General features: G+C 60.4%; 17 protein-coding genes, 1 tRNA gene and 2 rRNA genes (1 of these 20 cut by a window edge). 11 read left to right on the top strand and 9 right to left on the bottom strand.

Going from position 1 to position 24255, the window contains the following annotated elements; genetic code table 11:
* From CK627_RS03550 to tcdA, 4 genes are all read left to right on the top strand, one after another.
* A 23S ribosomal RNA gene (locus tag CK627_RS03550) occupies nt 1–2405 on the top strand; it begins 483 nt to the left of the window's first position.
* A gap of 83 nt (nt 2406–2488) precedes the next feature.
* Nucleotides 2489–2603, top strand: a 5S ribosomal RNA gene (gene rrf, locus CK627_RS03545).
* 95 nt (nt 2604–2698) lie between these two features.
* Nucleotides 2699–2775: transfer RNA gene (locus CK627_RS03540), tRNA-Asp, on the top strand.
* Between the two features lie 168 nt (nt 2776–2943).
* Nucleotides 2944–3780: a tRNA cyclic N6-threonylcarbamoyladenosine(37) synthase TcdA gene (gene tcdA, locus CK627_RS03535; protein ID WP_043170509.1), complete on the top strand. Its 837-nt coding sequence runs from the start codon at nt 2944–2946 to the stop codon at nt 3778–3780.
* Nucleotides 3781–3801: 21 nt separating this feature from the next.
* Here tcdA and CK627_RS03530 read toward each other — a convergent pair whose 3' ends face one another.
* Both CK627_RS03530 and CK627_RS03525 read right to left on the bottom strand, forming a co-directional pair.
* Nucleotides 3802–4236 carry a SufE family protein gene (locus CK627_RS03530; RefSeq protein ID WP_167385259.1) on the bottom strand — a complete coding sequence of 145 codons (435 nt, stop codon included), beginning with the start codon at nt 4234–4236 and terminating at the stop codon, nt 3802–3804.
* 13 nt (nt 4237–4249) lie between these two features.
* Nucleotides 4250–5470: an aminotransferase class V-fold PLP-dependent enzyme gene (locus CK627_RS03525; RefSeq protein WP_095591702.1), complete on the bottom strand. Its 1221-nt coding sequence runs from the start codon at nt 5468–5470 to the stop codon at nt 4250–4252.
* Between the two features lie 165 nt (nt 5471–5635).
* Between CK627_RS03525 and rep the strand changes: the two genes are divergently transcribed.
* Nucleotides 5636–7648, top strand: coding sequence for a DNA helicase Rep (gene rep, locus CK627_RS03520; RefSeq protein ID WP_095591701.1), 2013 nt, complete (start codon nt 5636–5638; stop codon nt 7646–7648).
* 10 nt (nt 7649–7658) lie between these two features.
* On the opposite strand, the gene CK627_RS03515 is transcribed toward rep, so the two are convergent.
* From CK627_RS03515 to CK627_RS03495, 5 genes are all read right to left on the bottom strand, one after another.
* The gene (locus tag CK627_RS03515; protein WP_095591700.1) at nt 7659–9932 is read right to left on the bottom strand and encodes a putative bifunctional diguanylate cyclase/phosphodiesterase; all 2274 of its coding nucleotides are present in this window, start codon (nt 9930–9932) and stop codon (nt 7659–7661) included.
* Nucleotides 9933–10017: 85 nt separating this feature from the next.
* A complete protein-coding gene (locus CK627_RS03510) occupies nt 10018–10473 on the bottom strand; it encodes a c-type cytochrome (protein ID WP_017786998.1) in 456 nt (151 codons plus the stop codon).
* A 200-nt stretch (nt 10474–10673) separates the two neighbouring features.
* Nucleotides 10674–11702, bottom strand: a complete 1029-nt coding sequence (tdh, locus tag CK627_RS03505; RefSeq protein ID WP_095591699.1) for an L-threonine 3-dehydrogenase — start codon at nt 11700–11702, stop codon at nt 10674–10676.
* A 56-nt stretch (nt 11703–11758) separates the two neighbouring features.
* Nucleotides 11759–12949 carry a glycine C-acetyltransferase gene (locus CK627_RS03500; protein WP_010635674.1) on the bottom strand — a complete coding sequence of 397 codons (1191 nt, stop codon included), beginning with the start codon at nt 12947–12949 and terminating at the stop codon, nt 11759–11761.
* Nucleotides 12950–13064: 115 nt separating this feature from the next.
* Nucleotides 13065–13709: a TetR/AcrR family transcriptional regulator gene (locus CK627_RS03495; protein WP_005306940.1), complete on the bottom strand. Its 645-nt coding sequence runs from the start codon at nt 13707–13709 to the stop codon at nt 13065–13067.
* Between the two features lie 154 nt (nt 13710–13863).
* Between CK627_RS03495 and rfaD the strand changes: the two genes are divergently transcribed.
* The 6 genes from rfaD (at nt 13864) to CK627_RS03465 (ending at nt 20782) form a co-directional block, all read left to right on the top strand.
* Nucleotides 13864–14820 (top strand): ADP-glyceromanno-heptose 6-epimerase, encoded by a 957-nt coding sequence (gene rfaD, locus CK627_RS03490; protein WP_005306938.1) that lies wholly within the window; start codon nt 13864–13866, stop codon nt 14818–14820.
* A gap of 50 nt (nt 14821–14870) precedes the next feature.
* The gene (locus CK627_RS03485) at nt 14871–16634 is read left to right on the top strand and encodes a bifunctional glycosyltransferase family 4 protein/polysaccharide deacetylase (protein ID WP_095591698.1); all 1764 of its coding nucleotides are present in this window, start codon (nt 14871–14873) and stop codon (nt 16632–16634) included.
* Nucleotides 16635–17849 carry an O-antigen ligase family protein gene (locus tag CK627_RS03480; protein ID WP_095591697.1) on the top strand — a complete coding sequence of 405 codons (1215 nt, stop codon included), beginning with the start codon at nt 16635–16637 and terminating at the stop codon, nt 17847–17849.
* Nucleotides 17846–18511 (top strand): glycosyltransferase family 25 protein, encoded by a 666-nt coding sequence (locus CK627_RS03475; RefSeq protein WP_005306929.1) that lies wholly within the window; start codon nt 17846–17848, stop codon nt 18509–18511. The genes CK627_RS03480 and CK627_RS03475 overlap by 4 nt, the downstream gene beginning before the upstream one ends.
* Nucleotides 18512–18585: 74 nt before the next feature.
* Nucleotides 18586–19614 (top strand): glycosyltransferase family 9 protein, encoded by a 1029-nt coding sequence (locus CK627_RS03470; protein WP_167385257.1) that lies wholly within the window; start codon nt 18586–18588, stop codon nt 19612–19614.
* A 55-nt stretch (nt 19615–19669) separates the two neighbouring features.
* Nucleotides 19670–20782 (top strand): glycosyltransferase family 9 protein, encoded by a 1113-nt coding sequence (locus tag CK627_RS03465; protein WP_095591695.1) that lies wholly within the window; start codon nt 19670–19672, stop codon nt 20780–20782.
* Here the strand turns inward: CK627_RS03465 and CK627_RS03460 are convergent.
* On the bottom strand, nt 20718–21785 hold the full coding sequence (locus CK627_RS03460) for a glycosyltransferase family 9 protein (RefSeq protein WP_095591694.1): 1068 nt from the start codon (nt 21783–21785) through the stop codon (nt 20718–20720). The two genes, CK627_RS03465 and CK627_RS03460, sit on opposite strands and share 65 nt — an antisense overlap.
* Before the next feature lie 169 nt (nt 21786–21954).
* Nucleotides 21955–24135 (bottom strand): TonB-dependent receptor, encoded by a 2181-nt coding sequence (locus CK627_RS03455; protein WP_095591693.1) that lies wholly within the window; start codon nt 24133–24135, stop codon nt 21955–21957.
* Nucleotides 24136–24255 lie beyond the last annotated feature (120 nt).

The following is a 24255-nucleotide window of genomic DNA, read 5'->3' as shown; positions in this document are numbered from 1 at the left end:
GAGGGGAGTGAAATAGAACCTGAAACCGTGTACGTACAAGCAGTGGGAGCCCTTCGGGGTGACTGCGTACCTTTTGTATAATGGGTCAGCGACTTACATTTTGTAGCGAGGTTAACCGTATAGGGGAGCCGTAGGGAAACCGAGTCTTAACTGGGCGTCTAGTTGCAAGGTGTAGACCCGAAACCGGGTGATCTAGCCATGGGCAGGTTGAAGGTTGAGTAACATCAACTGGAGGACCGAACCCACTAACGTTGCAAAGTTAGGGGATGACCTGTGGCTGGGGGTGAAAGGCCAATCAAACTCGGAGATAGCTGGTTCTCCCCGAAAGCTATTTAGGTAGCGCCTCGGACGAATACTACTGGGGGTAGAGCACTGTTTGGGCTAGGGGGTCATCCCGACTTACCAACCCCATGCAAACTCCGAATACCAGTAAGTAATATCCGGGAGACACACGGCGGGTGCTAACGTCCGTCGTGAAGAGGGAAACAACCCAGACCGCCGGCTAAGGTCCCAAAGTTCTGGTTAAGTGGGAAACGATGTGGGAAGGCTCAGACAGCTAGGATGTTGGCTTAGAAGCAGCCATCATTTAAAGAAAGCGTAATAGCTCACTAGTCGAGTCGGCCTGCGCGGAAGATGTAACGGGGCTCAAACCAGGCACCGAAGCCGCGGATTCACACTAAGTGTGAGTGGTAGGGGAGCGTTCTGTAAGTCTGCGAAGGTGTATCGAGAGGTATGCTGGAGATATCAGAAGTGCGAATGCTGACGTAAGTAACGATAAAGGGGGTGAAAAGCCTCCTCGCCGGAAGACCAAGGGTTCCTGTCCAACGTTAATCGGGGCAGGGTGAGTCGACCCCTAAGGCGAGGCCGAAAGGCGTAGTCGATGGGAAGCAGGTTAATATTCCTGCACGACTTGTAATTGCGATGGGGGACGGAGAAGGCTAGGTGGGCCAGGCGACGGTTGTCCTGGTGAAAGTGCGTAGGTGGTGTTTCTAGGCAAATCCGGAGACACAACACTGAGACACGAGACGAACGCACCACGGTGCGGAAGCCATTGATGCCCTGCTTCCAGGAAAAGCCTCTAAGCTTCAGATTACAAGTCATCGTACCCCAAACCGACACAGGTGGTCGGGTAGAGAATACCAAGGCGCTTGAGAGAACTCGGGTGAAGGAACTAGGCAAAATAGTACCGTAACTTCGGGAGAAGGTACGCTCTTGTTGGTGAAGTCCCTTGCGGATGGAGCTGACGGGAGTCGCAGTGACCAGATGGCTGGGACTGTTTATCAAAAACACAGCACTCTGCAAACACGAAAGTGGACGTATAGGGTGTGACACCTGCCCGGTGCCGGAAGGTTAATTGATGGGGTTAGCGCAAGCGAAGCTCTTGATCGAAGCCCCGGTAAACGGCGGCCGTAACTATAACGGTCCTAAGGTAGCGAAATTCCTTGTCGGGTAAGTTCCGACCTGCACGAATGGTGTAACCATGGCCATGCTGTCTCCACCCGAGACTCAGTGAAATCGAATTCGCCGTGAAGATGCGGTGTACCCGCGGCTAGACGGAAAGACCCCGTGAACCTTTACTACAGCTTGGCACTGAACATTGAACCTACATGTGTAGGATAGGTGGGAGGCTTTGAAGGCGTGACGCCAGTTGCGCTGGAGCCGTCCTTGAAATACCACCCTTGTATGTTTGATGTTCTAACGCAGGGCCCTGAATCGGGCTCGCGGACAGTGCCTGGTGGGTAGTTTGACTGGGGCGGTCTCCTCCCAAAGAGTAACGGAGGAGCACGAAGGTTGGCTAATCCTGGTCGGACATCAGGAGGTTAGTGCAATGGCATAAGCCAGCTTAACTGCGAGACGGACAGGTCGAGCAGGTACGAAAGTAGGTCATAGTGATCCGGTGGTTCTGAATGGAAGGGCCATCGCTCAACGGATAAAAGGTACTCCGGGGATAACAGGCTGATACCGCCCAAGAGTTCATATCGACGGCGGTGTTTGGCACCTCGATGTCGGCTCATCACATCCTGGGGCTGAAGTCGGTCCCAAGGGTATGGCTGTTCGCCATTTAAAGTGGTACGCGAGCTGGGTTCAGAACGTCGTGAGACAGTTCGGTCCCTATCTGCCGTGGGCGTTGGATGATTGAAGGGAGTTGCTCCTAGTACGAGAGGACCGGAGTGAACGAACCTCTGGTGTTCGGGTTGTCACGCCAGTGGCACTGCCCGGTAGCTAAGTTCGGAATCGATAACCGCTGAAAGCATCTAAGCGGGAAGCGAGCCCTGAGATGAGTCATCCCTGACCCCTTGAGGGTCCTAAAGGGCCGTTGGAGACCACAACGTTGATAGGTGGGGTGTGTAAGCGCGGCGACGTGTTGAGCTAACCCATACTAATTACCCGTGAGGCTTAACCATACAACACCCAAGAAGTGTTCGAAGGCTTGTAGCAGATACCGAGAACGAAGAATTAAATCAGCTTTTTCAGATTGAAGATTTTGCCTGGCGGCAATAGCGCAGTGGAACCACCTGACCCCATGCCGAACTCAGAAGTGAAACGCTGTAGCGCCGATGGTAGTGTGGCATTCGCCATGCGAGAGTAGGACACTGCCAGGCACCCAATTAAACGGTGATGTGAAAGCACATGGCCGGCTGCGAGGATGACACCTCAGAAGAAGCGGCAAAAGATTTAGCGAAAGCTAACCGAATGCGGAGCGGTAGTTCAGTCGGTTAGAATACCGGCCTGTCACGCCGGGGGTCGCGGGTTCGAGTCCCGTCCGCTCCGCCACTACTTAAGAAGCCCAGTCGAAAGACTGGGCTTTTTTTCGTCTCTACGATCTCTCTATCTCATCTCGGTTAGCCCGATTTCGTTGCTCCATCCCGTTTCATGTTTATCTGAAATTCGCCGCCGCCCATGGTTGTCGCTATAATGGCCGCCCTCAATCAAGGTGGTGGTATGAAAGCAGAGTATCTACAGCGATTCGGGGGCATTGCCCGTCTTTATGGTCAGAGTGCACTTGGTTCCTTCAGCCAGGCGCGTGTCTGTGTGGTCGGGATCGGCGGCGTCGGCTCCTGGGCGGCAGAGGCGCTGGCCCGTGCCGGCATCAACCAGATCACCCTGATCGACATGGACGACATCTGTATCACCAACACCAACCGCCAGATCCACGCCATGCAGGGCACGGTCGGTCGCCTCAAGACGGAGGTGATGGCCGAGCGCATCCGTGCCATCAATCCGGATTGCGAGGTGATCGAGGTGGATGACTTCGTTACCGCCGACAACCTGGCCGAGCATATCAAGCGGGAGTTTGACTATGTGGTGGATGCCATCGACTCGGTCAAGGCCAAGGTGGCGCTGATTGCCTTCTGCAAGCGCAACAAGATCCCGGTGATTGTGGCGGGCGGCGCCGGTGGGCAGATGGACCCGACGCAGATCACCGTGGCCGATCTGGCCAAGACCATTCAGGATCCGCTGGCCGCCAAGGTGCGCTCTGACCTGCGCCGGCTACACAGTTTCAGCAAGAATCCGGCGCGCAAGTTCGGGGTGGAGTGTGTCTTTTCAACCGAGCAGTTGAGCTACCCGGATGGTAATGGCGGCACCTGTCAGGCCAAGGCGGCCAGCGATGGCAATATGAAGATGGATTGCGCCTCTGGCTTTGGCGCCGTGACGCCGGTGACGGCCACCTTTGGCTTGGTCGCCGCCTCCCGGGTATTGAGGAAGATTGCCGAACGAGGAGCCCGTGCCGAGAAAGAGGCCGGGAATGAAGAAACAGGGTCGATTGGCGAAGCCTGATCGACCACTGAACAAGGCGGGTTAGACTGCCTGTTGCCGGATAGCCAATACTATGGCCCTGAGCCCGTTGCCCCGCGACGGGCTCAGGTGTTTCTCAAGCCCTAGCTCGCTGAAATAGGCATCGATATCGAAAGTCTGGATAGTGTCGGCACTCTGATGATTGAGCGCCGCCAGCACGATGACGATGAGGCCACGCACGATGCGGGCATCGGAGTCGCAGGCAAAGTGCCAGTTGCCATCCTCACTCTTTTCACCCTTCAGCCAGGCCTGGCTCTCGCACCCTTTCAAGCGGTTCTCTTCCTGCTGCCACTCTGCGGGCAAGGTGGGTAGCAGCTTGCCGAGCTGTATGATAAGGCGGTACTGGTTCTCCCAGCCGTTCGCCGCCGCAAACTGCTGGCGGATGGTATAGGCATCGGGCTCAAGGCCGATCCGGGTATAGGTTGCGAGGCTGTTCATCGGGTTGTCTGCCTTAGAAGAAGTCACTGAGTTTGTGCAGGGCGGCCAGCAGGGCGTCCACATCGTCACGGTTGTTGTAACAGGCCAGCGAGGCTCGCATTGTGCCGCCTATGCCAAGGCTCTCCATCAACGGCATGGCGCAGTGGTGGCCGACCCGCAGGGCGATCCCCTGCATGTCGAGCAGGGTAGCCGCATCCTGGGGGTGGATATCCGCTAGCAGGAAGGAGACCGCGCCGGCGCGTTGGCGAGGTTCGCCGACAAGATGCAGCCCCGGCACCTGCCGCAGGCCGGCGACCAGATAGTCGGTCAGCACCGCTTCATGGCTGGCCAGCAACCCCCGGTCTTGCTCCATCACAAAGTCGATGGCGGCGGCTAGGCCGATGGCGCCGGCGATATGGGGCGTACCCGCCTCGAACTTGAAGGGCAGGCTATTGAAGGTAGTGCCGCTGAAGCTGACCCTGTCGATCATCTCGCCGCCGGCCTGCCAGGGCGGCATCCGCTCCAGCAGTTCGGTGCGCCCCCACAGCACACCGATACCGGTCGGGCCGTAGAGCTTGTGGCCGGAGAAGGCATAGAAGTCGCAGCCGATGGCCTGCACATCTACCTCGAGATGAGCCACTGCCTGGGCGCCGTCGATCAGGGTCAGGGCGCCGACCGCCTTGGCGGCCGCCACTATCTGTTCGACCGGGTTGACGGTACCGAGGGCATTGGAGACGTGAGCCACGCTCACCAGTCGGGTACGTGGTCCCAGCATGGCCAGATAGGCGGCCATGTCGAGATCGCCCCGCTCATCGAGGGGGACGACCCGGATGACGGCGCCGGTGCGCTGGGCGACCAATTGCCACGGGACGATGTTGGCGTGGTGTTCCAGGGTGCTGAGCACGACTTCATCCCCCGCCCTCAGCTCGCTTATCCCCCAGCTCTGGGCCATCAGGTTGATCGCCTCCGTGGTGCCACGGGTCCATATCACCTCGTGGCTGCGAGGGGCATTGATAAAGCGAGCGACAGTCTCGCGGGCATCTTCGAAGGCGCGGGTGGCCCGGCCGCTCAGGGCGTGGGCGGCACGGTGCACGTTGGCGTTGTCGGCCCGATAGTAGTGATTGATCGCATCCAGCACGGTTTGCGGCTTCTGGGTGGTGGCGGCATTGTCCAGATAGACCAGCGGGTGGCCGTTGACCTCCTGCGCCAAGGCCGGAAACTGGCTGCGCAGCCGGTCGTGCTGTTGCTGGTTCATGCTCCCCTCACTGTCTGGAAAAGTGGTCATCATCTCGAAAAGTCGGTCATGATCCTGAAAACCGCCGCCGAACACAAGGCATCTGGCGAGCTATTGCTCGATGGGGCTGGCCGGGTGATTTCTGTTACAATGCCGCCCCTCATCATAAGCCAAGAGATCCGGCCCATGAAGCTCAACCCCAATCAGAACGAAGCGGTCAAGTATGTCTCCGGCCCTTGCCTGGTGCTGGCGGGTGCCGGATCGGGCAAGACCCGCGTCATCACCAACAAGATTGCCTATCTGGTGCAGCAGTGCGGCTACAACGCGCGCAACATAGCGGCGGTCACCTTTACCAACAAGGCGGCGCGGGAGATGAAGGAGCGGGTCGGCCAGACCCTGGGTCGCAAGGAGGCGCGGGGGCTGATGGTCTCCACCTTCCATACCCTGGGGCTCGAGATCATTCGCCGCGAGCACAAGAGCCTGAACCTCAAGGCCAACTTCTCACTGTTCGACGACACCGATCAGCTGGCGCTGCTCAAGGAGCTGACCGAGGAGGAGCTCGACAACGACAAGGACAAGCTCTCGGCTCTTATCAGCCAGATCTCCAACTGGAAGAACGACCTTATCCTGCCTGCCCGGGCCATGCGCATCGCTCGCGGGCCGGAAGAGGTGTTGATGGCCCAGTTCTACGAGCGCTACCACCGCCAGATGGTGGCCTACAACGCGCTGGATTTTGACGACCTCATCGTGATGCCGACCCTGTTGCTCAAGAGCAACCAGGAGGTGCGCGAGCGCTGGCAGAACAAGATCCGCTATCTGCTGGTCGACGAATACCAGGACACCAACACCAGCCAGTACGAGCTGGTGAAGCAGATCGTCGGCGAGCGGGCTCGCTTCACCGTGGTGGGGGACGACGACCAGTCCATCTACTCCTGGCGTGGGGCAAAGCCGCAGAACCTGGTGCTGCTGAACGAAGATTTCCCCAATCTGCGGCTCATCAAGCTGGAGCAGAACTACCGCTCCAAGCGGCGCATCCTCAAGTGCGCCAACATCCTGATCGCCAACAACCCCCATGTCTACGACAAGGCGCTCTTCTCCGAGCTGGACGAGGGGGTGAAGCTCAAGGTGCTGTTTGCCAAGAACGAGGAGCATGAGGCGGAGCGCATCGCCGCCGAGCTGATGGGCCACAAGTTCATGAATCGCACCCGCTTCAAGGACTACGCCATCCTCTACCGGGGCAACCATCAGTCGCGCATCTTCGAGAAGGCGCTGATGACCAACCGCATTCCCTACCGTATCTCGGGCGGCACCTCATTTTTCTCCCGCACCGAGATCAAGGACATCATGGCCTACCTCAAGTTGCTGGTGAATCCGGACGAGGACACCGCCTTCCTGCGGGTGGTGAATCTGCCGCGCCGGGAGATAGGCCCCACCACGCTCGAGAAGCTGGGTCAGTACGCCAACCAGCGTGGCAAGAGCCTGTTTGCCGCCAGCTTCGAGCTGGGGCTGGAGCAGCACCTATCCGGTCGGGGCCTCACCGCCCTGCAGGCTTTCACCAACTGGCTGGTGCGGCTCGGTGATCAGGCCCTGCGCGGCAACCCGGTGGAGGCGGTGCGGGACATGATCAAGGAGATCCACTACGAGGAGTGGCTCTACGAGACCTCCCCCAGTCCCAAGGCGGCCGAGATGCGGATGCAGAACGTCTCCACCCTCTATCGCTGGATCAGCGAGATGCTGGAGGGGGACGAGCTGGAAGAGTCGATGACGCTCGCTCAGGTGGTGACCCGTCTCACCCTGCGCGACATGATGGAGCGCAACGAGGGGGAGGATGAGGCGGATCAGGTGCAGCTGATGACTTTGCACGCCTCCAAGGGGCTGGAGTTCCCCTATGTCTACATGGTGGGCATGGAGGAGGGGTTGCTGCCGCACCAGACCAGCATCGACGAGGACAACGTGGAGGAGGAGCGGCGCCTTGCCTATGTGGGGATCACCCGGGCCCAGACCGAACTGACCTTTACCCTCTGCAAGGAGCGGCGCCAGTTTGGTGAGTCGGTGCGGCCGGAGCCGAGCCGCTTCCTGCTGGAACTGCCGCAGGATGACCTGGAGTGGGAGAACCAGAAGAAGGTGAGTGCGGAGGAGCGCCAGCAGAAGGGGCAGATGGCGGTGGCCAATCTGCGCGCCATGTTCAAGAAGGATTGAGTCGCTCCGCTTATTTGCTCTGGGTCAGCAGGGGCGTGATGTCGGCGCCCGGCATGGGTGGTGAAATGTAGCGCCCCTGGCCCATCAGGCAGCCCAGGTCGATCAGCTTCTGCAGTTGCTGCTGGTTCTCTATCCCTTCCACCACCAAGGTGAAGTCCAGATCCTGGCAGATGTCGCGCATGGCGCGAATGAGGGCAAGATCCTTGGGAGATTGCAGCATGCGATGGGTGAAGCTGTCATCCACCTTGATGTAGTCTACCGGGAAGTGGAACAGGGCATTGAGGGAAGAGAAGCCGGTACCGAAATCATCCAGGCTGATCTGGATGCCCTTGGCCCTCAGCTCGTGCAGTGAGGTGAGGGCGTCGGAATCCTGCCGTGACAACTCGCGCTCGTTGAATTCGAAAATCAGATAGCCGGGGGAGATCCCCTCGGATTCGATGATCTCGACCAGTTGCATGATCTGTTCATGGCTGACCAGATGTTTGCCGGACAGGTTGATGGCCACCTTGAACTTGCTCTGGCCGGAGAGCGGCAGCCACTCCTTCAGCTGCTGGCAGGTGTGGCGCAGGATCTGGTAATCCAGCTCCTGAATGAGGCCACACTGCTCCGCCAGCGGGATGAAGTCGAATGCGTCCTTGAGCACCCCCTCTTCGGTGATCCAGCGTGCCATGACCTCCAGCCCGGTCAGGCGGCTGTCCTTGAGCCGGATCACCGGCTGGAAATAGGGCACGATGCGGCCTGCCCGCAGCGCTCTGGCCAGCATCTCCTCCGGTGAGGCCCAGGTCTGGGCCGAACACTCCTCCGAATAGCTGACAATGCGGCTGCGGCCGTTGCGCTTGGCCTGGTACATGGCCAGATCGGCCTGATGCAGCAGCTGGCTGATGTCGGATGTCTGTTCCGACACGCTGGCCACTCCGAGACTCACCGTGATGCCGAGTTCGTTGCCCATCAGCCGGAAGGGATAGGAGAGGCGGCTGATGATGCGGTTGAGCACCGGGCTGATATCTTCCTCGGTCTTGCTGCTGTCCAGATAGATGACGAACTCGTCCCCCCCCAGCCTGGCCACCATGTCGTTTTGTCGGATGCAGGTTTGCAGGCGGCGGCTCATCTCCTTGAGCAGCTGGTCGCCGGCGCTGTGGCCGAGAGTGTCGTTGACCTGCTTGAAGTGGTCCACATCGATGAAGATCAGTGAAAACCCGGGCGACTTGTAGCGGTGAAAGTGGGTCATGGCGTGGTTGAGGTGGTTCATCAACAACGCCCGGTTGGGCAACTGGGTCAGCGGGTCGTGCAGGGCATCGAACTGCAGCCGGCGTTCCAGCTCCTGGTGCTGCTTCAGCTGCTTCTGCAGCCTGAGGTTGGTCTGGCGCAACTGCTGCAGCCGCTGGTTGATGGAGTCTTCCGAGTTGATGTCGTGCAGCTGCTGGCGGATCCGTCTCAGCTCCAGCAGCAGGGTCAGCTGGCTGCGCAGAAAGTCGAGAAACAGCCGGTCGTCGGTTTCCAGCGGCTGTTGCAGGCTGATGAGGAAGTGGGCGAAGTACTGCTGCTGGAGACGCAGCGGCTGGCTGTACCAGTAAAGCTGCTCCTTGTGCTGCTCAATGTTGTTGGTGCTGTGGCAGAGCCCGGTGATGAATTCGTCGCTGTGGTGGGGCAGTTCCGGGTAGATCTTCTCGAGCCGGTGGCTGTCGATGCGTACCAGCAGCATGTCCTGAATGGCGAGCATCTGGCGCAACACAGCCTCGAGCTGGGAGAAGAGCGCCTGGCTGGGCAGGGTGTTGGCCAGCCGGATGATGCGGTTGATGCTCTCGATCTTTCTCTGCCAGTCCGGATCCTTGCGAATGAGCGGCGAGGCCAGCTCTGACAGCTGGGAGCCAGCCTGGGTCTCGTTCAGCCGTTTGGCCAGGCACTCCAGCAACAGGCGCAGCGTCGGCAGCTCCTTGGGCTGGCAGCAGGCCAGCAACCACTGGATCTGACCGTGCTCGACCGGCAGGGTGCACCAACCCTCGGCTTCGTCCAGCTGGGCCAGTTGATCCGTGATGCGTGACTCTTCCAGCCCCAGCTGCAGTTTGAAGCTGTCGGGGACCTGGTATTCACACACCCAGTGCAGTCCGGCTTCCGACAGGCCGAGCATGCCGAAATGTTGCAACGGGCAGAGCTGGTTCAGCTGCTGGATCAGGGTGTCGTAATCTTTGGTAGTGGCGACGGAGGGGGCGGGGAAATCCATAATAGCGGAAACCAACGCCAGCAAGGGAGTCGAGTAATGTGGTGCTGTGGGTTGCGCTGACATGAGTGACTCCCGATTTATCTACCCTTCAAAGAGTAGTCGGAAGTCATCAGATTGAAAGGGCCGCATATGCGGCCCTTTCAATCACTTAGAGCTTGTCGATCATGTAGTGAATGGCGTTTTCGATCTCTTCATCGCTACAGGTGGCGCAAGTCCCTCTGGGTGGCATGACGCCGGTCTTGCCTGCGAAGCCGGCAATGGCATGTTTCTTAAGTGTTTCAATGCCTTGGGCGATACGAGGCTCCCAGGCAGCCTTGTCGCCGCGCTTGGGCGCGCCGGCGATGCCGGCATCGTGACAGGCGAAGCAGGCGCCCTTGAACACGGCTTCACCGTCGCGCGGGCCGGATGACGCGGCCGCCGCAGGGGCTGCGCCTGCGGTCGCAATCCCTTCCAGATCCTTGGCGGTGTAGACCTGACCGACCGGCTTGATGCGCTCGGCAATGGCCTCCGGCGACATATCATCGGCAGCCAGCACGGCACCGGACAAACTGGCGGCCGTCATCCCGACCGCCAGCAAATAGCTCAGTTTTTTCAACACGCTCATGTACTCCCAGCAGGCTTTTATTATCCCTAGAAAACGACTGGATTATAACCGAATAGTTACAGCCATTTAAACGCTTGTGTGTGAAGTGTTAAGCACTCTGCGTGCAAAGTTTCTTCGTCGGATCACAAACTGGCGAGGCCGGCCTGCAAAAAAGAAACCCGGTTTTCACCGGGTTTCATCTGATTGACGTGCTGAAAGGCTTATTTGTCCCAGCTGAGGATCACCTTGCCGGACTGGCCGGAGCGCATGGCATCGAAGCCCTGCTGGAAGTCGTCGATGTGGAAGCGGTGGGTGATGATGGGGGAGAGATCGAGCCCGGACTGGATGAGGCTCGCCATCTTGTACCAGGTTTCGAACATCTCGCGGCCGTAAATCCCCTTGATGAACAGTCCCTTGAAGATCACCTTGCCCCAGTCGATGGCCATGGTGGCGGGGGGAATGCCGAGCATGGCGATTTTGCCGCCGTGGTTCATCTTGTCGATCATGTCCTGGAAGGCGGAGGGGACGCCGGACATCTCCAGCCCCACGTCGAACCCCTCGGTCATGCCAAGCTCGCTCATCACGTCGGAGAGCTGCTCCTTGGCCACGTTGACGGAGCGGGTGGCGCCCATCTTGCGGGCCAGCTCGAGCCGGTACTCGTTGACGTCGGTGATCACCACGTGACGGGCTCCCACATGACGGCAGACGGCAGCAGCCATGATGCCGATGGGGCCGGCGCCGGTGATCAGCACGTCTTCACCCACCAGGTCGAAGGAGAGGGCGGTGTGCACCGCGTTGCCAAACGGATCGAAGATGGCGGCCAGCTCATCCGGGATGTTGTCCGGCAGCTTGAAGGCGTTGAAGGCCGGGATCACCAGGTACTCGGCAAAAGCGCCGGGGCGGTTGACGCCGACCCCTATGGTGTTGCGGCACAGGTGGGTGCGACCGGCACGGCAGTTGCGGCAGTGGCCGCAGGTGATGTGGCCTTCGCCGGAGACCCGGTCACCGACCGCGAAGCCGCGCACTTCCTGGCCTACGGCGACCACTTCACCGACATATTCGTGGCCGACCACCATGGGCACCGGGATGGTCTTCTGCGACCATTCGTCCCAGTTGTAGATGTGGATATCGGTGCCACAGATGGCGGTCTTGCGGATCTTGATCAGCAGATCGTTGTGGCCCAGTTCGGGGGCCGGTACGTCTGTCATCCAGATGCCGACTTCTTTGTGCAGTTTGGAGAGTGCTTTCATGGTTGTTCCTTCACGATGAGCGCAGAAAAAAGGGGCGCCGGGCCCCTTGATTCAAATCAGATGATGCCGAGTTCGCGGCCGATGCGAATGAAGGCATCGATGGCCTGGTCCAGCTGTTCGCGGGTATGGGCGGCGGACATCTGGGTGCGGATGCGGGCCTGGCCCTTGGGCACGACCGGGAAGGAGAAGCCCACCACATAGATGCCGGCGGCCAGCATGCGGCTCGCCATCTCGGCTGCCAGCTTGGCGTCTCCCAGCATCACCGGGATGATGGCGTGATCGGCGCCGGCCAGGGTAAAGCCGGCGGCGCTCATCCGCTCGCGGAAGTACTGGCTGTTCTCCTTCAGGCGGGCACGCAGGTCGTGGCCGTCGGCCAGCATGTCGATCACCTTGATGGTGGCGGCGACGATGGAGGGTGCCAGCGAGTTGGAGAAGAGATAGGGGCGGGAGCGCTGACGCAACCAGTCGATCACCTCTTTCTTGCCGGAGGTGTAACCGCCGGAGGCGCCGCCGAGCGCCTTGCCCAGGGTGCCGGTGATGATGTCGACCCGCTCCATCACGCCACAGTATTCGTGGGTGCCGCGGCCGTTCTCGCCGATGAAGCCGACGGCATGGGAGTCATCCACCATCACCAGCGCATCGTACTTGTCAGCCAGATCGCAGATGGATTTGAGGTCGGCGATGACGCCATCCATGGAGAAGACGCCGTCGGTGGCGATCAGCTTGAAGCGGGCACCATCGGCATCGGCCTGCTTGAGCTGGGCTTCCAGTTCGGCCATGTCATTGTTGGCGTAGCGATAGCGCTTGGCCTTGCACAACCGCACCCCATCGATGATGGAGGCGTGGTTGAGGGCATCGGAGATGATGGCGTCTTCGGCGCCGAACAGCGTCTCGAACAGACCGCCGTTGGCATCGAAGCAGGAAGAGTAGAGGATGGTGTCTTCGGTGCCGAGGAAGGCTGACAGCTTCTGCTCCAGCGCCTTGTGCTGATCCTGGGTGCCGCAGATGAAACGGACCGAGGCCATGCCGAAGCCGTGGCTGTCCAGCCCCTGGTGGGCCGCTTCGATCAGATCGGGGTGGTTGGCCAGCCCCAGATAGTTGTTGGCACAGAAGTTCAGCACCTGCTCGCCGCCCACCGCAATCCGGGCCTGCTGGGCCGAGGTGATGACGCGTTCCTGCTTGTACAATCCTTCAGCCTGGACCTGCTCAAGCTGCTCGGTCAGGTGACGATAGAATCCGTTAGACATCCTCGATCCTCATTGGCTATTTCAGCTGCGTATCAACAGAGGACGACATTTTACTGCAATCTGTTGCGGCGAATTCAAATTATTGTGCTGATGTTCAACAAATGTGAAACAGATCTCACCCAGCTGGTTGGGCCAGTTGACGGTAATGCTGCTCCAGCTGGCGGATCTGTTCGGCCACCTGCGGCTGCACATAGGGGCGCAGCAGAAACAGCACCCGCAAGACGCCCTGATAGAGCAGTGGCTTGGTGATGCGGGTGCTGGGAGCCTGGGCGATCTGGAACGGGATCCAGCAGGTCACCACCATCTTGATGGTCTGGCCCAGATCCGGCAGATCCTCGTCGCTGACGTCTATGATGCCGCCCTCGCGCAGGCTTCTGAGCAGGGCCACCACGGCGGCGCGTAGCTGCTCCTGGGCCTTGAGGTACTTCTGCTGCAGCGGCTCGTCGCGACTGAGAATGTCCGGCAGGTTGGCGTAGAAAAAGCGGAACTGCCACATCAGATAGAAGATGGCATCCAGATAGCCCATCAGGTTTTCCAGCTTGATCTCGTCGCTGCGGGCCGGCGTGAAGCTCTCGCTCAGGTGACGGGCGTACTGGTCGAAGATGGAGTGGATGATGTCTTCTTTATTGCGAAAGTGGTAATAGAGGTTGCCCGGGCTGATGCCGAGGTGGGCGGCAATGTGGTTGGTGGTGATGTTGCGCTCACCCTGGTCGTTGAACAGCTCGGTGGCGCTGTGAATGATCCTGTCTCTGGTTTTCATCGCTGCTCCCTCTGCCGGGTCCCGGGGGCGATCTCGTCAAGGTCGAATCCCCCTGCGGCCCGTGATAAACTTTTCGGCAATTTTAAATTGGCTCACTATACACAGCTTTAACAGGCAGTCACATGTGACCATCAACGTACGCGAGGCAAACTCCATGATCGTAGTAACTGGCGGTGCTGGCTTTATCGGCAGCAATCTGGTCAAGCAGCTGAACGCTCAAGGACGGACCGACATCGTGGTCATCGATGATCTGACCGACGGCACCAAGTTCGTCAATCTGGTCGATCTGACCATTGCCGATTACATGGATAAGGATGAGTTCCAGGCGCGGATCGTCTCCGGTGACGAGTTTGAAGAGTGGGACGGCATCGAGGTGATCTTCCACGAAGGTGCCTGCTCCGCCACCACCGAGTGGAACGGCAAGTTCATCATGGAGGTCAACTACGAGTACTCCAAGGATCTGTTCCACTACTGCATCGAGCGGGAAATTCCGTTCATCTACGCCTCTTCCGCCGCGACCTACGGCGGGCGCAACGACAACTTCATCGAAGATCCCAAGTTCGAGCAGCCGCTCAACGTCTACGGTTACTCCAAGCAGCTGTTCGACCAGTATGTGCGCCGCTGGATGCCGGAGATCAACTCTCAGGTAGTCGGCCTCAAGTACTTCAACGTCTATGGCCCGCGCGAGCAGCACAAGGGCTCCATGGCCTCGGTTGCCTTCCACCTCAACACCCAGGTGAAGAAGGGCGAAAATCCCAAGCTGTTCGAAGGCTGCGACGGTTTCCCCAACGGCGGTCAGATGCGCGACTTCATCTATGTGGATGACGTCTGCAAGGTGAACCTCTGGTTCTGGCAGAATCCGCAGCACTCCGGCATCTTCAACTGCGGTACCGGTCGTGCCGAGCCGTTCCAGAACGTGGCCGAGGCGGTGATCAAGCATCACCAGAAGGGCGCAGTCGAGTACATTCCCTTCCCGGATCACCTCAAGGGCCGTTATCAGAGCTTCACCCAGGCGGACATGACCAAGCTGCGCGGTGTCGGCTATGACGCCGAGTTCAAGACCGTGGCCGAAGGCGTGGCCGACTACATGGCCTGGTTGAACCGGGCTTGATCCCCCTCTGACGGGTGGCTGCTGGCCACCCGTCGTTCGGATACCCTCCCATGAATATATTGATGGCACTCTCCCAGCTCGAAGTGACGGGAGCTGAGGTCTATGCCACCACGGTCGGTAACGAATTGACCCGGCGTGGCCACCAGGTTTTCTACGTATCGGACACTCTGACCAAGCCCACGCTGGGCCAGGTATTCAAGCTGCGATTCAACAAGCGCAGCATACTGCGCCGCTTCTGGCACGTGTTTTACCTCGTCTACCTCATCAAGAAGCATCATATCCAGTTGGTGCACGCCCACTCCCGCGCCTCCGGTTGGAGCAGCTATGTGGCCTGCAAGCTGACCGGCACTCCCATGATCACCACGGTACACGGGCGCCAGCCGGTGCATGCCTCCCGCAAGGCTTTTCATGCCCTCGGTTTTCGGGCGGTGGCGGTGTGCGAAGATATCGCCAGCCAGATCATCGACAATCTGGGGGTGGATCCGGCCATCGTACAGGTGCTGCGCAACGGCATCGAGACCGACAAGTTCCAGCCCGTGCCGGCTCCGGACAACGCCAAGCCGGTGATCGCCATCATAGGTCGGCTCAGCGGCCCCAAGGGGGAGCTCTGCTACCGGTTGCTGGATGAAGTGCTGGATCTGGATGCCTGCCAGGTGAAGGTGGTGAGTGGCAGCCAGCTGCCCGAGCGCTTCGTGCGTTTTCGTGACCGGGTCGATTTCGTCGGTTACGTAGAGGATATCCCTGCCCTGATGGCGCAATGCGATCTGGTGATCGGTGCCGGTCGGGTAGCGATGGAAGCCCTGTTGTGCGGTCGTCCGGCGTTTGCCATCGGCGAGGCCAAGGCCATCGGCCTGGTGACCGGGCAGAATCTGGATGAGGCGCTGGCCAGCAACTTCGGCGACATAGGCCCCAGGGATCTGGCTATCGATTTTGCCGCGCTGAAGACGCAGATTGCCCCGGCCCTGGCCAGCGGCAGCATCTCCGACGTTATCCGTCAGCGCATTCAGGCCGAGTATGGCTTGGCGGGGGTAGTCTCCGGCCTGGAGTCCATCTATCAGGATGCGGTGGTCGAAACCCTGCGCCGCGAGATGCCGGTCATCATGTACCACCGCTTCATCGAGCACGAGAGCGAGAAGGGGGTGCATGGTACCTGGATGCCGATCGCCATGTTCGAGAAGCACCTGCGCCTGATGAAGTGGCTGGGTTATGAGACCCTGACGTTTCGCGACCTGGCGGACAAGGGGTTCATCCATCGTCTGCAATACGGCAAGAGATACCTGATGATCACGGCTGACGACGGCTATCAGGACAACCTGACCCGCATGCTGCCGCTGCTGGAAAAATATGGTTACAAAGCCGTGGTATACGTGGTCACGGGGGAAGGGTATAACCGCTGGGACGTGGAGCAGGCGAGCAACCCGGACACCCGGGTGGATCTGATGAATGGCGAGCAGCTCAAGGCGCTGGTGGCCTCCGGCCATGTGGAGATCGGCGGTCATACCCTGACCCACCCCAGGTTGAGCAAGCTTGCACCCGAGCAGCAAGCCCATGAAATACAAGAGAACAAGCGGCAACTCGAGACTCTGCTTGGCCACCCTTTGCTGTCGTTCGCCTACCCTTATGGGGATATGGATGAGAGCGCCAAGGCGCAGGCGATGGCGGCGGGCTATCGTTTTGCCGTGGCCACCAACAGCGGGCCCAGAGCCATGCACCAGGACCCCTTCCGGATCCGCCGCATCGCCATCTTCCCGCGTACCGATGTGTTTGGCTTGTGGCGCAAGATCCGGGGTAACTATGTCTTCAGGAAATCGTGATTGATGCTCAGCAGAAGCCTCGTTTTGCTCGATAAGGTGACGACAGCCCTGTTCGGACTGACCATCATCTTTGCCTTTTGCGGCCTGTTTCTGGTGCCCGTCGGCCAGAGCATGCAGTCCAACCTGCTGGCGGTGACCGGGATCTTCGGTCTGTTGAACTACTTTGTCGGCAAGCAGCGGGATGTTGGGCTCAGGGATCGCCGGATTCTCTGGGGCCTGCTGGTGTACGCCGTCATGATCTTCGTGAACCGGTTGATCCATGGCGATCAGTACGGGGTGATGCGGGGGCTGTTTTATGTCGCTGTCTTCGCGCTGATGATGCCGCGCAAACCCGTGCTGCTGATGCTGGGGTACCTGGCCATCGTGCTGGGTGGCGTCGGGCTCGGGATCCTCAGCTTCTGGCAGTACCATCACGGTATCGTCAGGGTGGAGGGGTTCACCAATGCCATTCTCTTCTCGCAGGCGGCATTTGCCCTGGCGATTCTCAACTGGTTTGTCTTTCAGCAGGGGCAACTGGCCGCCTGGCTGAGAGGGGGGGCTCTGGTTGGCCTGCTCGCTGCCCTGTTTGCACTGTATCTCTCCCAGAGTCGGGGGGTCTGGCTCGCCTTCGGGATCATTCTCGCCTACGTCATCTGCTACAAGGCCTACTTCAAACCGTGGAAATACATTGCCGTCGCCGTGCTCTGCATGGCCACGACAGGCGCCATCTATCAGACCAACCAGCTGGTACAGGTGCGGGTTGCCGAAGCCGTGTCGGATCTTAAATCGGCAGAAAACGGCTCTTTTGATTCCTCCTGGGGCCTGCGGGTGATTGCCTGGCAGAGCGCCTGGCTGGGCTTTCTGGATTCGCCGGTTGTCGGGGTGGGTACCGATGGTTTTGATGCGCTGAAGCAGACGCAGGTCAACAACCATCAGATTTCCGAGCTGATCTTTCATCCGGCGCTGGCTCATTCCCATAACCAGTACATGCAGAACCTGGTGATCCGGGGCGGCATCGGCTTTGTCGCGCTGCTGGTTTTTCTGGGTTGGCCTCTCTACCTTGCCGCGACCAACATCAGCAAGATTTCCGCCGGAGTGCTGGTGCCGCTGGCGTTTTCAGTTAATTCATTGAGTGATGTGCCGTTTGAGCATCAAGGGGTGCTCTATCTGTACACGCTCAGCCTGGTTTTCATCTGGTTTGCCCATGAGTTGAAAAAGGATACCCGTACGTCATGATTCCAGTTTTTGTCATCAGTTTGGCTCGCAGCGTTGAGCGACGGGCGATGGTTGTCCAGCAGATGGCGCATTTGGGCATAGATTTCGAATTTGTAGACGCAACCGACGGGAAGGCGTTGAGCAGTGCCGAACTGGCCAAGGTGGATTTTGAACTGGCCAAGGAGGTGTGCGGCCATGCGCTGAGTTTTGGCGAGATAGGTTGTGCCATGAGCCATATCCGGCTTTATGAGCGCATCGTCGCCGAGGGCATTGAGCGCTGCGTGGTGCTGGAGGATGACATCTACCTGCACATGCACAGCAAGGCCATCATCGAGGCCATAGTGCACTCCTGCAAATCGGAAATCGTCTTCCTGCACCATGGTAAAGCCAAACGCTGGCCGTTCCTGTCATCCCTGCCGGGTGGTTATCGACTCGCCAGATACCTGACCCCCAGCCGCACCTCCAAACGAGGTGTGCTCTCTACCGCAGGGTATGTGCTGAGCCTGACCGGGGCCAAGAAGCTGTTGCAGTGCGCCTATCCGCTGCGGATGCCTTCCGACTATCTGACCGGCCGCCTGCAGCTCAACGGCCTGACCGCATCCGGGGTGGAACCCAGCTGTCTGGATGTGGATCTGTTCACCACCACCATAGATGACAGGGCCTACGGCCACTATCTGAAATAGGGCGGAGCGTGCCGACGGTGGGTCGGCACCCTGCGGGCCTTGCCAAAGCAGCGGCCACACATGCTGGATGACCCATGAACCTCAAAAAGTTGCTTACCCATTCCATTGCCAGATGGCTGATTGGCAGAGAGCCTGACGCCGCCCCATGCCCTGCCGGAGCGCAGGTGGAGAGGGTGCTGGTTGTCGGTTATGACGCCATCGGCGACTTCATTCTTACCCTGCCCGCCATCGCCAGGCTCAGGGAGATCTACCCCGCCGCGCGGCTCGAGCTGGTGTGCAGCCGGCGCAACCAGCTGCTGGCGGCATCGGTCGTCGGGATCGACGAATGCCACGTGATCACCCTCAACGACACCCTGTTGCCGGCGAGCATGTGGTGCAAGCTGCGTGAACTCAGGCAGCGGCGATATGATCTGGTGATCAATCTGTTTGACGAGCCTGACGATATCGCCATGGCCAAGTTGCTGTTGCTGGCCAACGGGCGCTTGCAGTCGTTGCCCCTGCGCTTCAAGAGCGAAGGGCAGCAGAAGTTGCTGCCGCTGTTCGACAAGAAGGCCACCATAGTGTCGTCACGTCCCAGCCGGGATCACTTCGTCTATCGCATGCTCAGCGTGACCGGTGAGCAGACCGGGGTGCCGGTCACCATACCGTCCCCCTGCAACGAGCAGCTGGATACCAGTGCGTATGGCCGTTATCTGCTGGTCAACCTGACGGGCAGCCAGGTCGGCAACTCGATGACGGAGGCGCAGATCGACGGGATTCTGGCGCAGTTGCCTGCCTATGAGGGGATCTCCTACCTGGTCTTCTCCAGGCAGCCAGTGGCCTGTTCACGGCAAGACATGAGAGCGCTGTTTCCCGACACCATTCTCGATGCCGCCAAGATTATCAAGGATGCGCGAGGGGTCATCTCCACCGATACCTCCATCATCCATATCTCCTCTTCCTTCGGGGTGCCCACCCTGGTGTTGATGAACAACGAGCGCTGGCGCGATGCCTTCATCCCGCTGGCGGGTCGCAACATCATCCTGCGCTCGACCACGGACCAGCTGGCGGCCCTGTCGCCAGCCGAAATCAGTCGTCAGGTCGATGCCCTGATGGCGCTCTAGCCGCGTCAGGCTGGTATCATCGTTCTCCCAATTCAACGGCCCTTCTGGTGGATTCATGTCATTAATCAACGATCTGCAACTCCAGCGTGACATTCTTCGCCGCAAGCTGGGGCAGCTGCTGTTCGATCGCAAGCGGCCGGCTCCGCTGCACGAGCGCAAGGGGAAGATAGTGTTGCTGCGCTGGGATGCCAAACTGGGCGATGCCATCGTCTCGTCCTGGGTGGCCCGCGAGATCAAGCGCGCCAGCCCGGAGCGGGAGGTGTGGATCGTCACGACCGCGGCCATGGCGCCCCTGTTTCGCGATCATTTCGGCATGGACAAGGTGATAGAGGTGCCCAAGCGGCCGGGCTATGGCCAGCTCAAGCGGCTGGCTCATTCGCTGGGGGAGGTGGAGTGCCTGGTGCATTTTGGCAAGATGCTGAAAATGAAGGACATCTTCTTCATCAGTCAGGTCAGGGCGGATTGGGTCGCCGGCATGGACGACGCCCTGCAGGCGGTCAACCTCAAGCTGGGCAAGGCCTCCAGCGGCATGCACTTCTCCGACAAGTTCGCCCTGCTGCTGCAGCGGCTCGGCGTGAGCAATCCGGATCAGCAATACATAGTCCCGACCATGAGCCCACCCGATGCGCTGGCCAGCTGGTGGCCGGCCGAGCCGGTCCTCTGTTTCAACCCGTACGGCAGTGGCAGCTCCCGCCGTCTGCGGCCCGAGCTTATCAGCCAGATGATTGAGCAGATGCTGGCGGCTGGCTCTTGCGTCATCTGCCTGCTCTATCCGCCGGGCATGGAAGAGGAGGTGGCCGGGATCCGGGCCGGCCTGAGTCAACCGGAGCGCCTGCTGCTGTCACCGGATGCGCCCTCGCTGGCCGGGCTGTTTGCCCAGCTGCGCCAGTGTCAGGGGTTGATCTCGGTGGACACGGCGACGGTGCACATCGCCGCCGGGTTGCACAAGCCCATTCTTGGCCTCTACAACCCGGACATAGGTGGCGGCAACGAGAACTTCCTGGAGTGGCACCCCAACTCCCCGTCAGCCACAGTGCTGTTCTCGGCCAATACTAGGGAGCAAGATATCAACTCCCTCGATCTGGCCGAATTCGAGCGTACTTTCAGGGCGTGGCTGCTTGCCAATCAGGCAGCGCTGTCAGCCGTGCAATCACCAGCTCGGGAGTGATGGCGCGCAGCAGGGCTTCGTCGATGAAGTCCTTCTCCGCGTTCTGCGGCAGCTGGAAGCCGGGCCCCTTGGCATCAAACACATCGATGGCCTGATAGCGGGGGTGGTTGACCGGGTTGGCGATGATCTTGTCGCCGCCCGGGGCCACTATGGTCAGCAGGGGCAGGTCGATGGCCTGCGCCATGTGGCGGGGGCCGGTGTCATTGCCGACAAACAGCCGGCAGTGGGCAAACAGTCCCACCAGCTCCCGTACCGAGCGGGTCTTGATGTGGTCGAAGACGCTGGCTTGCAGGGCGGCGGGCAGCAGCGGTTTCAGGCCGCGGTTGTACTCCTCCTCCCCCGGCCCGCAGTAGATCAGGATCTGGGCATTGTGCTGCTCGATCAGCCACTGGGCGACCTTGGCGAAGCAGTCGATGGGCCAGCGCTTGTAGTGTCCTAGCGAGTTGACGCCCATGGCGATCAGCGGGCGGTTCAGGTCGACGCCGGCGGCCAGCAGGGTATCCCTTCCTTGTCGTTTCTCTTCTTCACTCAGCCAGAGGTAGTAGTTGCGATCCTCGCGGGCCAGCTTGAGCGGCTTGAGCAGCGAGAAGCGGTCGTCGACCAGGGTGCTGTTGCCCTGAAACTCGGTGTCCTTGCGAAAACGAACGATGCGGTTGTGGCCGAGCCGCCAGGGGAAGGAGTCAAAGCCGATGCGCAGGCGGGCACCGGAGAAGAGGCAGCTGAGCAGGCCGATCATCTGGCCCTGGCTGTTGACCACCACATCGTAGCGTTCGCGGCGGATGGTCAGCAGCAGATCCTTCATGTAGCGCCACTCGTTGCGCCTGGCCTTCTCGATGATGATGAGCCGATCGATATTGGGATTGCCCTGCGCCATACCCGCGCAATAATCCATGACCAGATAGTGAACCTCGCCGCTTGGGTCATTCTGCTTGAGGTTGTTGCACAGCGCGGTGGAGATCAGTACATCCCCTATCTGTTTGGTTTGAACTACTAGGTATTTCATAAGGCAGGCCTCAACAGAGGTCATGGTTGATCGTGAGCGTGACAGCATACCGCACAAGTGAGTCAGATGCTGTCGGTACGGCGTGAAAATCCGATCTGGCGCAAGCCGGCCGGGCCGGCATCCGAGGCACATAAAAGAAAAGCCATTTTGACAATGGCTTTTCTGCTGCTTAGAAGGTGAGCGAGGTGGAGAGCTGGAAGGTGCGTGGCGCCCCCAGGCCGCCGGAGAGGCCGCTGCCGTCGCCGCCGGACCAGGAGCCGATCCAGTAGTCGCGACCGGTGAGGTTCTGCACCGCGGCCCGCACGGTCAGGGCGTGGTCGGCGATCCGCATGGTGTAGCGGGCCCCCAGGTCGAAGGTGGTGTAGGAGGGCAGCGAGAGGCGGTTGTCATCGGTGACGAACCGCTCGCCGATGAACTGGGTGTTGCCGGTCAGGGTCAGCCCCGGCACGGCGGCCAGATCGTACTCGGCGCCGAGCTTGGCCATCCACTTGGGCACCCCGGTGGCCTGGTGGCCGACGTTGCTCTCGTTGAGCGCCTTGGTCAGCTCAGCCTGGGTGTAGGAGGCCCCGCCCAGCAGGCGCAGCTCGGGGGTGAGCTCACCGAACAGATCCCACTCGATGCCGCGGTTGCGCTGTTCCCCGTAGACCCCGTAGACGTTGGAGCTGGGGTCTGTGTAGGCGCTCGGCTTGGCGATCTGGAACAGGCTCAGGGTATGGGCGAAGTGGCCCAGATCCAGCTTGGCACCGACCTCATACTGCTTGGTCTGATAGGGCTTCATGATCTCGCCGGCATTGCTGGCGGTGTTCGGCGCTGCGCCCCCCTGGCTCAACCCCTCGATGTAGTTGGTGTAGACGGCGAAATCGTCGCGCAGCTTGATCAGCAGAGTGGTGGCGGGCGAGACCCGGCTCTCCTCGTAGCGGGCAGTCTGGTCGCCGCTGCCGTTGAAGTTGCTGCTCTCGACCGTCTGGCGGCGGGCCCCCAGGGTCCACTGCAGGTCGCCATCGAGGAAGGAGAGGGTATCGACCAGCGCCACGCTCGCCAGGGTCGCCTCGCTGCGCGAGGTGACTGCACCGTACCCGGCGAGATCCGGCGCGGGCCCGAAGTCCAGCCGGTCGTAGTTGGTCATGGCGTGATTGAAGAATATCTTGTCCCGGAAGGTCTGCTCCGAGGTGTAGCGGGTGGCGGCCAGCGACCAGGCGTGATCGACCGGGCCGGTGCCGAAGGTGCCGCGCAGGCCCGCCTCGCCGGAGCGCTGGGTACCGTCCCGCTCGGAGCGGGCCGCCATGGCATTGATGTCGCCGGCGTCATTGAGCAGGGTGTTGCGGGTGATGAGGGCGCTGTAGCCGCCGTCACGCTGGCCCCAGGCGATGAAGGCGGTGAGGTTGTCGGTCAGGTCATACTCGGCACGCAGCACGGCAGCCTTGGTGTCGTTGATGGTGTAGGCCCAGGCCGGCGCCAGGGAGTAGTCACCACGCTTGGGCTCGGGCAGCTGGGTCACCTGGCTGGCGACCGAGAAGATGCCGAAGTAGTTCACCCCGTCCACCCGCTCGTGCTGCCGGTAGAGATCGGTCGAGGCGCGGGCCCGTTCGCCGCGCCAGTCCAGCCCGACCGAGGTGAGCTCCATCTTGTGCTGCTGGTCGTTGACCGCGGTGTCCCCGTCCCGATAGACGCCGTTGAAGCGTACCCCCCACTGCTGCTCGTCGCCGAAACGGCGACCCAGGTCCAGGTGCACGCCACCGATGCCGTCCGATTCATAGCTGGCGGTGACCTTGGCCAGGGGGGTCTTGCCGGCGCGCTTGGGCACTATGTTGATGTTGCCGCCCACGCTGCCATCCGGCGGCATGCCGTTGAGCAGTACCGAAGGCCCCTTGAGCACGTCGACCCGCGCGGCCATCTCGGTGGAGCTGCGCATGTTCGGCGCCATGCCGATGAGGCCGTTGAAGGTGATGTCGTTGGCGTTGGTGTTGAAGCCGCGGATGTAGAAGGTCTCGAACAGGCTGCGCTTGCTCGGCACATAGACCGAGGGGTTGGTGGCACCGGCCACGGCGCCTATGTCCTGGGCCTGGCGATCCTCGATGTACTCCTCGGTATAGCTCACCGTGTTGAACGGCGTCTCCAGGAAGGGCTTGTTACCGAGCAGGCCGACCCGGTTGTCGGCGGCGACCTGGCCGCCGGCGTAGGCCTTGCGACCCTCCACCACGACGACCTCGTCGGGACGGGGGGCGGCTTCTTCACGGGGAGCCGGGGCGGCCCAGGCACTGCCCAGTTGCAGGCCGGCCAGGATGGCCAGCGTCAGGCGGGAGAGTCCGTGGCGCGGCACGGCAAGGGAGGATGAGTGCAATGTCTGCATGCAGAATTCCTTTCAGGGTGAGGAGTGCGTTTTTGTCTCCTTATGCTTTCCGGATGACACTCTCAAACCCTCAAATAAAAATAACTCTCATTTGCGTATTGATGCCCGGTGCTGGCCGGG

The organism is Aeromonas dhakensis (genome assembly GCF_002285935.1).
GTDB classification, from domain to species: Bacteria; Pseudomonadota; Gammaproteobacteria; order Enterobacterales; family Aeromonadaceae; genus Aeromonas; species Aeromonas dhakensis.
The sequence above is the reverse complement of the archived record's forward strand: the minus strand, read 5'-3'. Positions and strand labels throughout refer to the sequence as shown.

Bases quoted from the DNA above. Each gene is read 5' to 3' on its own strand.
- tcdA (WP_043170509.1), top strand. From the start codon at position 2,944: ATGAAAGCAGAGTATCTACAGCGATTCGGGGGCATTGCCCGTCTTTAT.
- CK627_RS03530 (WP_167385259.1), bottom strand. From the start codon at position 4,236: ATGAACAGCCTCGCAACCTATACCCGGATCGGCCTTGAGCCCGATGCC.
- CK627_RS03525 (WP_095591702.1), bottom strand. From the start codon at position 5,470: ATGAACCAGCAACAGCACGACCGGCTGCGCAGCCAGTTTCCGGCCTTG.
- rep (WP_095591701.1), top strand. From the start codon at position 5,636: ATGAAGCTCAACCCCAATCAGAACGAAGCGGTCAAGTATGTCTCCGGC.
- CK627_RS03515 (WP_095591700.1), bottom strand. From the start codon at position 9,932: ATGTCAGCGCAACCCACAGCACCACATTACTCGACTCCCTTGCTGGCG.
- CK627_RS03510 (WP_017786998.1), bottom strand. From the start codon at position 10,473: ATGAGCGTGTTGAAAAAACTGAGCTATTTGCTGGCGGTCGGGATGACG.
- tdh (WP_095591699.1), bottom strand. From the start codon at position 11,702: ATGAAAGCACTCTCCAAACTGCACAAAGAAGTCGGCATCTGGATGACA.
- CK627_RS03500 (WP_010635674.1), bottom strand. From the start codon at position 12,949: ATGTCTAACGGATTCTATCGTCACCTGACCGAGCAGCTTGAGCAGGTC.
- CK627_RS03495 (WP_005306940.1), bottom strand. From the start codon at position 13,709: ATGAAAACCAGAGACAGGATCATTCACAGCGCCACCGAGCTGTTCAAC.
- rfaD (WP_005306938.1), top strand. From the start codon at position 13,864: ATGATCGTAGTAACTGGCGGTGCTGGCTTTATCGGCAGCAATCTGGTC.
- CK627_RS03485 (WP_095591698.1), top strand. From the start codon at position 14,871: ATGAATATATTGATGGCACTCTCCCAGCTCGAAGTGACGGGAGCTGAG.
- CK627_RS03475 (WP_005306929.1), top strand. From the start codon at position 17,846: ATGATTCCAGTTTTTGTCATCAGTTTGGCTCGCAGCGTTGAGCGACGG.
- CK627_RS03470 (WP_167385257.1), top strand. From the start codon at position 18,586: ATGAACCTCAAAAAGTTGCTTACCCATTCCATTGCCAGATGGCTGATT.
- CK627_RS03465 (WP_095591695.1), top strand. From the start codon at position 19,670: ATGTCATTAATCAACGATCTGCAACTCCAGCGTGACATTCTTCGCCGC.
- CK627_RS03460 (WP_095591694.1), bottom strand. From the start codon at position 21,785: ATGAAATACCTAGTAGTTCAAACCAAACAGATAGGGGATGTACTGATC.
- CK627_RS03455 (WP_095591693.1), bottom strand. From the start codon at position 24,135: ATGCAGACATTGCACTCATCCTCCCTTGCCGTGCCGCGCCACGGACTC.